1 rRNA gene is annotated in these 359 nt (G+C 51.5%); it reads right to left on the bottom strand.

The annotated features are described in order from the left end of the window. Window positions 1–146 precede the first annotated feature (146 nt). Window positions 147–263: ribosomal RNA gene (gene rrf, locus L3D05_RS24200) — 5S ribosomal RNA — on the bottom strand. Window positions 264–359: the final 96 nt, after the last annotated feature.

Genomic DNA, 359 nt, shown 5'->3' with positions numbered 1-359 from the left:
TCCTCGCATTAAGCTGTTATTGTCGCTTCGGCGCGAGCGCGGCGACGGAGTGATTCGACTGGAATCCAAGGAAGTCTCTTATTATCACCAGTAACGCAAAGCAAACACAAAAAAGCACCCGCGAGGGTGCTTTCTTCGTTTCTCCGGCCTGGCAACGTCCTACTCTCCCAGGACCCTGCGGTCCAAGTACCATTGGCGCTGGAGGGCTTAACGGTCGTGTTCGGGATGGGTACGCGTGGAACCCCTCCGCCATTATTACCAGACCGGATCTTAACTCAAGGCTTACACCTTGAAAACTGGATGCGAAACAAAGCTTATTAGAAGAAGGTGAATGTATCATTGCCATGCATGTGTCATTC

This window comes from Cohnella mopanensis, assembly GCF_022352055.1.
Taxonomy (GTDB): Bacteria; Bacillota; Bacilli; order Paenibacillales; family Paenibacillaceae; genus Cohnella; species Cohnella mopanensis.
The sequence above is the reverse complement of the archived record's forward strand: the minus strand, read 5'-3'. Positions and strand labels throughout refer to the sequence as shown.